Raw genomic sequence first — 13,338 nt, forward strand, 5'->3', positions numbered from 1 at the left:
CACGTTATGACAAACATTCTATCGCGTAGCGGTTAAAGTTAAACGTAAAGAGTGAGGTTATTAGACAGATTGAGAAGATAAGGCTAACATCAAACTTTGGTGTTAGCCCAATTTTCTTCTTGCGCTAACCTTAGCTCTCAACGAAGGGGGTCAAATTGTGCTAAGAGATTTATTCGTGAAAAAGAAAAAGTACGCTGCAATACCTTCAGAACAAGTACGAAAAGATGTACCAGATGGCGTTATGACAAAATGTCCGAAATGTAAAAAAATCATGTATACGAAAGAGCTTCTAAAAAATTTAAAAGTATGTGTGAATTGTGGATATCATCATCCTATGAATGCATGGGAACGTCTTGATAGTATATTGGACGAAGGGTCATTCCGTGAGTATGACAAAGAAATGGTTTCATTAAATCCACTCGAGTTTCCAGGATATGAAGAGAAACTAGAGAGCGATCGTAAGAAGACTGAATTGAACGAAGCGGTTGTAACTGGTGAAGGAACAATTGATGACATGCTTGTTGTTGTTGCAGTAATGGATTCTCGTTTTCGAATGGGGAGCATGGGCTCTGTTGTAGGAGAAAAAATTGCCCGTGCGGTTGAAAAGGCGTACGACTTACAAGTTCCATTTATTATCTTTACTGCTTCGGGTGGTGCCCGTATGCAAGAAGGGATATTAAGTTTAATGCAAATGGCAAAAACAAGCGTAGCTTTGAAAAAGCATAGTAATGCAGGAGGATTATTTATTTCTGTTATGACTCATCCAACGACGGGCGGGGTTTCAGCGAGTTTCGCTTCACTTGGTGATTATAATCTTGCAGAACCAGGGGCACTGATCGGATTTGCTGGTAGACGTGTAATTGAACAAACCGTGCGTGAGAAACTACCGGAAGATTTCCAAACGGCAGAATTCTTACTAGAACATGGTCAATTGGATGCGGTGGTACATCGTGATGATATGAGAGAATCGCTTCGCAAGATTTTAGAAGTTCATCAAGGAGGAGAAATGGCTGTATGGCAGAGCTAGAATTTGAGAAACCAGTTGTTGAGCTAAGAAATAAGATTCGTGAACTGAAAGACTATACGAAAAACAGCCAGATGGACTTCAGTGAGGAGATTCGTATTTTGGAAGACAAGCTAGAAAATTTAGAGGAAGATATATACGGCAATATGAAAGTATGGGACCGTGTTCAAATTGCTCGTCATGCAGAACGACCGACAACGCTCGATTATATTGAGCACTTATTTACTGATTTTTTTGAATGTCATGGAGATCGTCTATTTGGCGATGATGCAGCGATTGTCGGCGGCATTGCGAAGTATAAAGGGATGCCTGTAACTGTAATTGGGCATCAACGCGGAAAAGATACGAAAGAAAATATTCGCCGTAATTTTGGGATGCCTCACCCAGAAGGATATCGAAAAGCATTACGTTTAATGAAGCAGGCGGAAAAGTTCAATCGTCCAATTATTTGTTTTATTGATACGAAAGGAGCTTATCCTGGTAAAGCTGCTGAAGAACGTGGTCAAAGTGAAGCTATCGCCCGCAATTTATTTGAAATGGCAGGCTTAACGGTACCTGTTATTTGTATCGTTATCGGCGAAGGTGGTAGTGGTGGTGCACTAGGTCTTGGAGTAGGGGATTACATTCATATGCTAGAAAATTCCACTTATTCTGTTATTACACCAGAGGGTGCAGCGGCAATTCTTTGGAAAGATGCAGGAAAAGCAAAGGAAGCTGCAGAGGCGATGAGAATTACAGCAGCAGATTTGAAAGAATTAGGTGTAATTGACGAAATTATTCCAGAGACAAAAGGTGGAGCACACCGTAATATTTTGAAACAGTCAGAAAATATAGATTTAATGCTTAGAAAAACTTTTGAACAATTAAACGGAATTTCGAAAGATGAATTAATCGAAAAACGTTATGAAAAATATATGAAAATTGGGCAAGTTTCGTTTTCAAACGCTTCCATTTGGATAAAATAAGAAAAGCGTGCGTTCCACTTCGCGAATGCACGTTTTTATTATGAAAAGACACATCTTCTCCATTGTATTTTTATATTTTTTCGTGTTATTTTATTATAAGGCAAATAATCTTTATGAGGTGAGTACAAATGAAACGTATTGGTGTATTAACAAGTGGTGGAGATTCACCTGGTATGAATGCTGCCATTCGTGCAGTTGTTCGTAAAGCGATTTTCCATGATATTGAAGTATATGGTATTTACCATGGATACGCTGGATTAATTTCTGGTCACATTGAAAAATTAGAACTAGGTTCTGTTGGCGATATTATCCACCGCGGTGGTACGAAATTATATACAGCAAGATGTCCTGAGTTTAAAGACCCAGAAGTACGACTAAAAGGTATCGAGCAATTAAAGAAACACGGTATCGAAGGACTTGTTGTTATTGGTGGAGATGGTTCTTACCAAGGCGCTAAAAAATTAACTGAACAAGGATTCCCATGTGTTGGTGTACCAGGTACAATTGACAATGATATCCCTGGAACAGACTTCACAATTGGTTTCGATACAGCTTTAAACACTGTTATTGATGCAATTGATAAAATTCGTGACACAGCTACATCTCATGAACGTACATATGTTATCGAAGTAATGGGACGTCACGCTGGTGATATCGCATTATGGGCTGGTTTAGCTGATGGTGCGGAAACAATCTTAATCCCAGAAGAAGAGTATGACATGGAAGATGTTATCGCTCGTCTGAAGCGTGGTAGTGAACGTGGTAAGAAACACAGTATTATCGTTGTAGCTGAAGGTGTTGGAAGTGCAATTGACATCGGTAAGCACATTGAAGAAGCAACAAACTTTGATACTCGCGTAACTGTATTAGGTCACGTACAACGTGGTGGATCACCAAGTGCACAAGACCGTGTATTAGCAAGTCGTCTTGGCGCAAGAGCAGTTGAATTGTTAATTGCTGGTAAAGGCGGACGTTGTGTAGGTATTCAAGATAACAAACTTGTTGATCATGACATTATCGAAGCGTTAGCTCAAAAGCATACAATCGATAAAGATATGTATCAATTATCTAAAGAATTATCCATCTAATCGGCTTAATGTCGGATATTTGGGAACGGTTTCATAATTTTCGGAGGTGCAATATGCGTAAAACTAAAATTGTATGTACTATAGGTCCTGCTAGTGAAAGTATTGAAAAATTAGAGCAATTAATCGAAGCAGGTATGAACGTTGCTCGTTTAAACTTCTCTCATGGTAGCCATGAAGAGCACGGCGCTCGTATTAAAAACATTCGTGAAGCTTCAAAGAAAACTGGTAAAACAGTTGGTATCTTACTTGATACAAAAGGTCCAGAAATCCGTACTCACGACTTCGTAGACGGACAAGCTGAGCTTGTAACAGGTGCAGAAGTAGTTCTTTCTACTGAGCAAGTATTAGGTACTGCAGAGAAGTTCTCTGTATCTTATGCTGGTCTTTATGACGATGTAGACCCAGGTTCTCGCATTCTAATCGATGACGGTCTTATCGAGCTAGAAGTAATCGAGAAAGCTGATGGAAACATCCGTACAAAAGTTCTTAACAGCGGAACTGTAAAAAATAAAAAAGGTGTTAACGTACCAAACGTAAGCATTAAGCTTCCTGGTATCACTGAAAAAGACGTAAAAGATATCATCTTCGGTATCGAGCAAAAAGTTGATTTCATCGCAGCTTCATTCGTACGTAAAGCAGCTGACGTATTAGAAATCCGTGAATTATTAGAAGAGCATAACGCTCAGTACATCCAAATCGTACCAAAAATCGAAAACCAAGAGGGTATCGACAACATCGATTCAATCTTAGAAGTTTCTGACGGTTTAATGGTAGCTCGTGGTGACATGGGTGTAGAAATTCCACCAGAAGAAGTACCATTAGTACAAAAACGTCTAATCAAAAAATGTAACGTGTTAGGTAAACCAGTTATTACTGCAACACAAATGTTAGATTCTATGCAACGTAACCCACGTCCAACTCGTGCGGAAGCAAGTGACGTAGCTAACGCAATCTTCGATGGTACAGATGCAATCATGCTTTCAGGTGAAACAGCTGCTGGACAATACCCAGTAGAAGCAGTAACAATGATGGCTAACATCGCAGTACGTGTTGAAAAATCATTACAATATGAAGATATGTTCAAAAAACGTATTAAAGAGTTCACTCCAACAATTACAGATGCAATTAGCCAATCTGTTGCGCATACAGCACTTGCTCTTGATGTAGCTGCAATCGTAGCTCCAACAGAAAGTGGATATACTGCGAAAATGATCTCTAAATACCGTCCAAAATCTCCAATCGTAGCTGTAACATCTGACGAGCAAGTAGGACGTCGTCTTGCACTTGTTTGGGGTGTACAAGCATTTATGGCTGAGAAGCGCGCAGCTTCTACTGACGAAATGTTAGATACAGCGATTCAAACAGGTATGGATGCAGGTCTAATCGGACTTGGAGACACTGTAGTAATCACTGCTGGTGTTCCGGTTGCTGAAACTGGTACAACAAACTTAATGAAAATCCACGTTGTTGGTGAAGAAGTTGCTAAAGGACAAGGAATCGGTCGTAAAGCTGCAAAAGGTAAAGTGGTTGTAGCGAAAACAGCTGCTGAAGCTGTAGCGAACGTAAACGAAGGTGATATTCTTGTTACAACAAGCACTGATAAAGATATGATTCCTGCAATCGAAAAAGCTGCTGCTCTAGTTGTAGAAGAAGGCGGTCTAACAAGCCATGCGGCTGTTGTAGGTGTATCAATCGGTATTCCTGTTATCGTTGGCGTAAACGGCGTAACAGCAACTTTAAAAAATGGCCAAGAAGTAACAGTTGATGCAGCACGCGGAATTGTTTATAATGGACATGCGGAAGTGCTATAAGTAATACGGAGAGAAGGATCGGAGTCCTTCTCTTTTTTTTACACAAAAAATGAGATAGAACTAGCTTGAGGCGTCTGAAATTACTCTTAAAAGCTGTTTATTATGAGGTTTGATAGGAAAGTGCATTCGGATTCCGTATGATGTATATGAGTGTTTTGAGGGCGTTAAAAGCGATGGTATATGAGAGGGGTGTAGAGCTATGAAGTGGTTACTATTCTTATTTATTTTAATACCGGCTATTGAAATTACAGTCTTAATTGGGTCGAGTCATGTAATAGGTTTGTGGTCTACGTTCGCAATGATCGTATTTACAGGTGTTGTAGGTGTATATTTGGCGAAAAGACAAGGGTTTAAAGTACTTGGAGAGATTCAATCTAAGTTGAATAGAGGAGAAATGCCAGGAGCAGCGGTGCTGGATGGTATTTTTATCTTTGTAGGAGGTATTCTTTTAGTACTTCCTGGATATGTAACGGATATAATAGGTTTAATCTTTGTTATCCCGATGACGAGGGCTTTATTGAAGCCGTTTATTATGAAGTGGATGGAATGGAAGTTTAGAAAGAACTCAACTATTATTGTGCAGAAATAGTGCTTAGATTATAGCGATCTAAGCACTATTTTTTTATCTGTAATAGGATGAGAGGGTGGTTAAAGTTCAGTTAACGAAAGATGTGTTTTAACATGCGGCGAATGTGACGGTTAATAATCGATGGGGATAGGGTCCTTGTAGATTAAAGTTTCACTTTATTGTATTTGTTGTGTATTTTTTCGATTGGATATGTGATTTGGGGAGTTGCTAGCTCTTAATCAGTGTGTTTAAAGAGGGAATCTGAACTTAAGATTGCTTTTGTATATAAAAAGAATGAATTGGAATGAAAAAAGTTAAATAAGAGCAGGGAAATGGTCAGTTTAAGTCTAATTCTGTGCTATTTTGTATATTTATTCATTTACATAAAAATCAATAAATGGAAGTAATAATTATAAAAATAATAGAATAAATATGTAAAAACACCACGAAATATGCGTTTTTTATGCAAAAAACAAGAGAATTATCTTTTTTGAGTGCAATTCTCTTGTTTTAAGTAATGAGTATGAAAAATAAGTACAAGGAATAATCAGTGGGAAATTCCCACTGATTACATGTAAGTTTTTTGTTGTGTATGAATTAGAAACTATTATTTTGAAGGTGAGCCTTTAATATATTTCCACAAGTCATGGAATACACGAGCTTTGTGCAATGTATTAAGTAGTACTAAGGTGACTGGACCGATGATTAATCCTAAGAAGCCAAAGAGCTTAAAGCCGACAAATAGAGCAATCAGTGTTGCTAATGGATCGAGGCCGATATTAGATGAAAGTACCTTCGGCTCCATAATTTGTCTTTGGACAATCACGACGATGTATAAAATGAGAAGACCGATGGCGAAAGCAGTGTCGCCAGTGAAAAATACGTATATAACCCAAGGAACGAAGACAGCCCCTGTTCCTAAATACGGGAGTAAATCTACAACCCCTGTAATAATCGCGATAGTAATGGCGTATGGTACGCGTAATATTAAAAGTCCGATTAGTACAATAACAGTTGTCATAGATACGAGTGTAAGTTGCGCTTTAACAAAACCGAATAAAGCTTTTCTTAAATCCACAAAAATAGTTTTTCCATAGCCATGAACACGGTTGGGTAAAAACTTTCTTACTTTCTGAGCAAGACGATGCCAATCGTAACTAATGAAGAAAGTGGCTAATAAAACGAATACAAGTACAGTTAAAGTGGTTGGTAGTGCACTAATGAAATTTGTTAACCCGCTTATAATGGCGGTTAAAAGTTCTTTCATTTGTGTCGTTGCTTCGGTTCCTAAGTTTTGGATGTTTTGTGTAATAGTATAGCGCTGTGGTTCCCCAAGATGATTAAATTTAGAGATTAAATCATCATAGAGAGGCATAATATGATTAAGTGCAAACTGCTGAGCGAATGTAACGATATCCGGAAATTTTACTGTAACAAGTTGTAGTAAGTATGTTGTGGCAGATATTGCTTCTGTTACAAGATATGTAACGAGTCCGACGATAGCTCCGAATACGAGAATTAAGCTAACGAGTACTGCGAGTGCGCGAGGAAATTGTAGTTTTTGATTAAGGAAATTGACAACAGGATTAATCAAATAAGCAAATGCGAAAGCGATAATAAAAGGGTATATAAGTCCTGACATATATAGTAATGCATAGAACCCGGCTACCGTCGCTACAATGACAAATACGAGTCGCAATATCATATATAGTAAGTTTCGATTCAAAGATGTATACCTCCCATTCCAATTTGGATTATCCTAATTCGTTCAACTTACAACGAGTGTGCCCCACTGATTAAAGTTTCACTTTATGTTATAGTGGAATGATGGATTTTCCTGCTTTTTCAGTACGTGAGTGACTGTGAAAGCTTGGTGTTGATGCTTCTACTATATGGTAAAAACTTCATTTTCTCTTCTTTTTATTTTACCTGTTTCTAATTAGAAAAGAAAGGAGAGACGTCCGTTTTTTAAAATGTATACATGCTTACATTTGGATGGTGAAAGTCTCAGTTTTTCATTTTAAAATACATAAAAAAATGAAGTGATTCATGTTGAATAGGCATCGATATAGCATGTATAACGATAGGTTTAAAGGTATTTTTGTTTGGAAATGAGTTCATTATTTTCAGAAAGGAAGTGCAAACATGATTAGTCAGTCAACGTTATTTTTATTCATACTACTTATTATAGGACTTATTGCGAAAAACCAATCGCTTACTGTAGCTATTGGTGTGTTATTTCTATTGAAATTTACGTTTCTAGGAGATAAAGTCTTTCCTTATCTACAAACGAAAGGGATTAACCTCGGTGTTACGGTTATTACAATAGCAGTACTCGTGCCGATTGCGACGGGGGAAATAGGGTTTAAACAACTTGGGGAAGCAGCGAAATCGTATTATGCATGGATTGCTTTAGCTTCAGGGGTAGCAGTTGCTTTGTTAGCGAAAGGCGGCGTACAATTATTAACGACAGATCCTCATATTACAACTGCGCTCGTTTTCGGGACAATTATAGCAGTTGCTTTATTTAATGGGGTCGCTGTAGGTCCATTAATTGGGGCTGGAATTGCCTATGCAGTTATGAGTATTATACAGATGTTTAAATAAGGAATTTTATAGTAATATAAAAATTTTGAATTCTTTCTGTTCACAAAAGTCAGATAATTGTTTATAATAGGATTAGAAACTTTGAAAAGTTACATAACAGCAGAGACTTTACACCAGATAAAATAAAAACAACATAAAACAATTTTATAATGATATTGTTTTATGTTGTTTTTATCATAAAACTCTTCGGAATTAATTTTCCTCACTAACTTGTTGTTTTGAGCGTGAGGATTCGGGGAGACATTCACGCTCATGCTTTCCATGTAGACAGTGGACAATAAGAGGGGAACATCGCAACAAATTTGCATGATCGTGCATTTTGCTTGCCTAAAGAGTGAACGGGCGTTCATAATTCAAAAGGGGAGCAAATAGATATAAGGAGCAAGGTTGGGAGAATTTTCAGGAAAAGGAGAGAATGTCATGACTGTTATTCGAGGTTTAGAAGGGGTAGTAGCAACAACATCATCTGTGAGCTCTATTATTGATGATACATTAACTTATGTTGGGTATAATATTGATGATTTAGCTGAGAATGCTACATTTGAAGAAGTAGTGTACTTATTATGGCATCGCAAGCTTCCTAATGAGCAAGAACTTGCGGAATTTAATGAGATTGTATCGGAATACTATAAAGTTCCAGGTGAGATTTTAGCATATTTGAAACAAGTAGATTTAAAAATTGCACATCCGATGTCTGTTTTACGAACTGCAATTTCCATGCTATCATTATACGATGAGAGCGCTGAAATTATGGATGACAAGTCCAATTATTTGAAAGCGGTTAAATTACAGGCTCAAGTGGGAACTTTAGTTGCTGCTTATGCAAGAATTCGTAAAGGCTTAGATGTTGTTGAGCCTAGAAATGATTTATCATTAGCTGCAAACTTCTTGTACATGTTAAATGATCGCGAGCCAAATGAAGTTGAAATTGAAGCTTTTGATAAGGCGCTTGTACTTCACGCAGATCATGAGTTAAACGCTTCTACATTTACTGCACGCGTTTGTGTAGCTACACTTTCAGATGTATATTCTGGTATTACAGCAGCAATCGGTGCGTTAAAAGGTCCTCTTCACGGCGGGGCAAATGAAAATGTAATGAAGATGTTAACTGAAATTGGCGAAGAAGAAAATGTAGAATCATATATTCATAATGCTCTTCAAAATAAAGTGAAAATCATGGGCTTTGGCCACCGTGTATATGAGCAGGGTGATCCGCGTGCAAAACATTTACGCGAAATGTCTAAGAGATTATGCGTGCTTTTAGGAGAAGAGAAATGGTATAATATGTCTATCAAAATTGAAGACATTGTAACAAAAGAAAAAGGTCTTCCACCAAATGTTGATTTCTATTCAGCTTCTGTATACCATTGTTTAGGAATTGACCATGACTTATTTACACCTATTTTTGCAATTAGCCGTATGTCAGGCTGGTTAGCTCATATTCTAGAACAATATGAAAATAACCGTTTAATCCGTCCGCGTGCTGATTATAATGGACCAACGCATCAAGTGTATGTTCCAATTGCACAACGATAAGCGAATAACACTATTTTGATAGTGAAAATACGCTTTCAAAAGTCTGATTTTTTCGGAAAGATGTAATGATTAGAATATTTTAATTTGACTAACGGTTTGAACTGAGGGGTTATTCCCTCAGTTTCATACATATGAAATTTCAAACATGGGGGTTATCACATTGACGACAGGTGAAAAAATTACTGTAACTAATGGTGTTATGAATGTACCAAACAATCCGATTATTCCATTTATCGAAGGAGATGGAATTGGTCCTGATATTTGGGCAGCTGCATCTCGTGTACTAGAAGCAGCAGTTGAAAAAGCTTATGATGGTGAGAAGAAAATCGTTTGGAAAGAAGTGCTTGCAGGGGAAAAAGCATTCAACCAAACAGGCGAGTGGTTACCAGAAGAAACTTTAAATTTAATTCGTGAATATTTAATCGCGATTAAAGGTCCACTTACAACTCCAGTTGGCGGTGGTATTCGTTCTCTAAACGTAGCACTTCGTCAAGAATTAGATTTATATGTATGTCTACGTCCAGTTCGTTATTTTGAAGGTGTTCCTTCACCTGTAAAACGTCCGGAAGATACTGATATGGTTATTTTCCGTGAAAATACAGAAGACATTTATGCTGGAATTGAATATGCGCAAGGATCTCCAGAAGCAGAAAAAGTTCTTGCTTTCTTAAAAGAAGCAATGGGTGTTAATAAAATCCGCTTCCCAGAAACATCTGGTATTGGTATTAAACCAATCTCAGAAGAAGGGACAAAGCGTCTTGTTCGTGCTGCAATTCAATATGCAATTAACGAAAAACGCTCTTCTGTTACATTAGTTCATAAAGGAAACATTATGAAATTTACAGAAGGTGCTTTCAAAAACTGGGGTTACGAAGTAGCGGAACAAGAATTCGGCGACAAAGTATTTACTTGGGCTGAATATGATCGTATCGTTGAGAAAGATGGCAAAGATGCAGCGAATAAAGCGATGGCAGACGCTGAAGTGGCTGGAAAAATCATCGTAAAAGATTCTATTGCAGACATCTTCTTACAACAAATTTTAACTCGTCCACGTGAGTTCGATGTTGTTGCAACAATGAACTTAAACGGTGACTACATCTCTGATGCACTTGCTGCACAAGTAGGTGGAATTGGTATTGCACCTGGTGCAAATATTAACTATGTGACTGGACATGCTATCTTTGAAGCTACGCACGGTACAGCTCCGAAATATGCAGGTTTAGATAAAGTAAATCCATCTTCAGTTCTTCTTTCTGGTGTATTATTATTAGAACACTTAGGATGGAACGAAGCTGCGAAATTAGTAACTGCTTCAGTTGAGAAAACAATTGCTTCAAAAGTAGTAACTTATGATTTCGCACGCTTAATGGAAGGTGCAACAGAAGTGAAATGTTCTGAGTTCGCTAATGAACTTATTAAAAACATGGATGTAGCGATAATCAAAAACGCATAATTAAAGCGGGGGGTAAATTATGACAATCAAACGCAAGAAAGTTTCAGTCATCGGTGCGGGATTTACAGGAGCAACAACAGCATTCTTATTAGCACAAAAAGAACTTGCAGATGTTGTACTAGTGGACATTCCACAACTGGAAAATCCAACAAAAGGGAAAGCGTTAGATATGTTAGAAGCGAGCCCAGTACAAGGTTTTGATGCTAACATTATTGGAACATCTGATTACGCAGATACTGCTGATTCTGACGTTGTTGTGATTACAGCAGGTATTGCGCGTAAGCCTGGTATGAGCCGTGATGACTTAGTAGCAACAAACTCTAAAATTATGAAAAGTATTACGCGCGACATTGCAAAACATTCACCAAATGCGATTATTGTTGTATTAACAAATCCAGTTGATGCAATGACATATTCTGTATTTAAAGAAGCAGGATTCCCGAAAGAGCGTGTTATCGGTCAATCGGGCGTATTAGATACAGCTCGTTTCCGTACATTCATCGCACAAGAATTAAATCTTTCTGTGAAAGACATTACAGGATTTGTTCTTGGTGGACACGGTGACGATATGGTACCTCTTGTACGTTATTCTTATGCAGGTGGCATTCCGTTAGAAACGTTAATACCGAAAGAGCGTTTAGAAGCAATCGTAGAACGTACCCGTAAAGGTGGCGGTGAGATTGTAGGCTTATTAGGAAACGGTAGTGCATATTACGCGCCAGCTGCTTCTTTAGTTGAAATGACAGAAGCAATCTTAAAAGATCAACGCCGTGTATTACCGGCTATTGCGTACCTTGAAGGTGAATACGGTTATAGTGACCTTTACTTAGGGGTACCAGTAATTCTAGGTGGTAACGGAATTGAAAAAATTATTGAATTAGAACTTCTTGCAGATGAAAAAGAAGCGTTAGATCGCTCTGTAGAATCTGTACGTAATGTTATGAAGGTTCTTGTTTAATAATGAAATAGAAGTAGAAAAAGATTCGGGGCCCCGAATCTTTTTCTACTATTTATACAAATGTTTTTTTGAAATAATATGAAAACGCTATCATTTGGTGTATCCTATAATGAAACTATAGATTTATACTATACATTGCCCTCATCATAGTAAATGTCGGATCAAGTATCGCTTTTAGCAGGATAATAAGGTGAAAAAATCGGAGGGGGTTGTAACATGTTAAAGAAAAAAGTTCAAATTGGTCGTAAAATGGATGAAATTACAGTAGGAGAGAAATTATCTATCACTGAAAAAATTGAGGATAAAGATTTGTTATTGTACTTAGGGTTAACGAATGATGCCAATCCATTATATATTCAGCATGATTACGCATCCCAAACTCCGTATGAAAAGCCGATTGTACCAAGCATTATGCTAACTGGAATGATTACAACGGCAGTTACGAAATATTTACCAGGTCCAGGTAGTCATATTACGAGAAAGGACCTTACGTTCGTGAAGCATGTTCACCATTATGAAACGTTACAAATCCACTTTGAAGTTGTGGCTGTTTCTGAGGAGGAACATACAATTGATATGCTTGTATCTGCTCATGATGAAAAAGGAGAAACGGTTGTAAAAGGCTCCTTAACAGTAACGCCTCCTTTCAAATCAGTTTCTATTATGGAGAAAGCGTTAGATAATTTTTAAAACATGAAAATATGAATAGCGCTAGCATACCTTTAATAAGGGGTGCTAGCGCTATTTTTAGTTAAAGAATCCTTGTGCGAACCCTTCAGCAAAATCTGAACACCCTGTTTTAATTGTATCCCAGCTTGGTACGTTAAAAGTAAGGAAACATGTTACTAACAAAGTTAAAATAGGTAGTAATATTCGCATAATAGCTCCTTTTCCATGTTTATTTATATATTAAAATTAATAATATATCGGTTGGTAATTAAAGTCAATTAAAGGGGTGGTTTTTTAAGATGAAGTGGAAGAGAGAAGACGTTATCTTTGAAACGATAAGAGAAGCTGAAGTATGGGCGGACGGGGTTGCGAATGAAATGTATGGAAGACTATTTGATGGATATGAAACACTAGACTATAAAATAGCGTATGCTCTTTCTTTTTTTCTAGCGCAAAATCGAGAATTCAATATTCATACGGAAGTAGAATGGAATGAAAATATAGATGTGTATAAAGTATGGGTAACAACACGTTAATGGAAGTGAATGAGTAATAACAATGGCACAATCTGAATCCATGAATAGACAATTATATTGAGAGGGACCTTGTTTTCTAGTATGATGAGAATAACGGGGAAAATACTAGGATGAAGAAGGTTT

13 protein-coding genes are annotated in these 13,338 nt (G+C 37.5%); 11 read left to right on the plus strand and 2 right to left on the minus strand.

Features of this window, described 5'->3' with window-relative positions:
* Positions 1-157 precede the first annotated feature (157 nt).
* The 5 genes from accD to AC2CGR_RS15105 all read left to right on the plus strand — a co-directional run bounded on the left by accD (position 158) and on the right by AC2CGR_RS15105 (position 5,477).
* Positions 158-1,027, plus strand: coding sequence for an acetyl-CoA carboxylase, carboxyltransferase subunit beta (gene accD, locus AC2CGR_RS15085; protein WP_000942865.1), 870 nt, complete (start codon positions 158-160; stop codon positions 1,025-1,027).
* Complete coding sequence (gene accA / locus AC2CGR_RS15090; protein ID WP_000818798.1) at positions 1,015-1,989, plus strand: acetyl-CoA carboxylase carboxyl transferase subunit alpha; 975 nt, start codon at positions 1,015-1,017, stop codon at positions 1,987-1,989. Before accD ends, accA begins: the two co-directional genes overlap by 13 nt.
* 128 nt (positions 1,990-2,117) lie before the next feature.
* Positions 2,118-3,077: a 6-phosphofructokinase gene (gene pfkA / locus AC2CGR_RS15095; RefSeq protein ID WP_000821163.1), complete on the plus strand. Its 960-nt coding sequence runs from the start codon at positions 2,118-2,120 to the stop codon at positions 3,075-3,077.
* Between the two features lie 53 nt (positions 3,078-3,130).
* A complete protein-coding gene (gene pyk / locus AC2CGR_RS15100; RefSeq protein ID WP_001232664.1) occupies positions 3,131-4,888 on the plus strand; it encodes a pyruvate kinase in 1,758 nt (585 codons plus the stop codon).
* A gap of 199 nt (positions 4,889-5,087) precedes the next feature.
* Positions 5,088-5,477 carry an FxsA family protein gene (locus AC2CGR_RS15105; RefSeq protein ID WP_000871626.1) on the plus strand — a complete coding sequence of 130 codons (390 nt, stop codon included), beginning with the start codon at positions 5,088-5,090 and terminating at the stop codon, positions 5,475-5,477.
* Positions 5,478-6,063: 586 nt separating this feature from the next.
* Here AC2CGR_RS15105 and ytvI read toward each other — a convergent pair.
* Positions 6,064-7,182 (minus strand): sporulation integral membrane protein YtvI, encoded by a 1,119-nt coding sequence (gene ytvI, locus AC2CGR_RS15110; protein WP_001081398.1) that lies wholly within the window; start codon positions 7,180-7,182, stop codon positions 6,064-6,066.
* 419 nt (positions 7,183-7,601) lie between these two features.
* Here ytvI and AC2CGR_RS15115 point away from each other — a divergent pair, with 419 nt between their 5' ends.
* From AC2CGR_RS15115 to AC2CGR_RS15135, 5 genes are all read left to right on the plus strand, one after another.
* Positions 7,602-8,063, plus strand: coding sequence for a DUF441 domain-containing protein (locus AC2CGR_RS15115; RefSeq protein ID WP_000625507.1), 462 nt, complete (start codon positions 7,602-7,604; stop codon positions 8,061-8,063).
* A 387-nt stretch (positions 8,064-8,450) separates the two neighbouring features.
* Positions 8,451-9,599 (plus strand): citrate synthase, encoded by a 1,149-nt coding sequence (citZ, locus tag AC2CGR_RS15120; RefSeq protein ID WP_205687610.1) that lies wholly within the window; start codon positions 8,451-8,453, stop codon positions 9,597-9,599.
* A gap of 160 nt (positions 9,600-9,759) precedes the next feature.
* Positions 9,760-11,052 (plus strand): NADP-dependent isocitrate dehydrogenase, encoded by a 1,293-nt coding sequence (gene icd, locus AC2CGR_RS15125; RefSeq protein ID WP_000206898.1) that lies wholly within the window; start codon positions 9,760-9,762, stop codon positions 11,050-11,052.
* A gap of 19 nt (positions 11,053-11,071) precedes the next feature.
* Entirely contained in the window at positions 11,072-12,010 is a 939-nt protein-coding gene (gene mdh, locus AC2CGR_RS15130; RefSeq protein ID WP_000153232.1) for a malate dehydrogenase, read from the plus strand.
* A 216-nt stretch (positions 12,011-12,226) separates the two neighbouring features.
* A complete protein-coding gene (locus AC2CGR_RS15135; protein ID WP_000914180.1) occupies positions 12,227-12,700 on the plus strand; it encodes a MaoC family dehydratase in 474 nt (157 codons plus the stop codon).
* Positions 12,701-12,757: 57 nt separating this feature from the next.
* Here the strand turns inward: AC2CGR_RS15135 and AC2CGR_RS15140 are convergent, their stop codons facing one another.
* Complete coding sequence (locus AC2CGR_RS15140; RefSeq protein ID WP_087968409.1) at positions 12,758-12,889, minus strand: hypothetical protein; 132 nt, start codon at positions 12,887-12,889, stop codon at positions 12,758-12,760.
* An 89-nt stretch (positions 12,890-12,978) separates the two neighbouring features.
* Between AC2CGR_RS15140 and AC2CGR_RS15145 the strand changes: the two genes are divergently transcribed.
* A complete protein-coding gene (locus AC2CGR_RS15145) occupies positions 12,979-13,215 on the plus strand; it encodes a hypothetical protein (protein ID WP_270184757.1) in 237 nt (78 codons plus the stop codon).
* The last annotated feature ends 123 nt before the right edge of the window (positions 13,216-13,338 follow it).

The organism is Bacillus sp. LSHTCR4 (assembly GCF_057197025.1).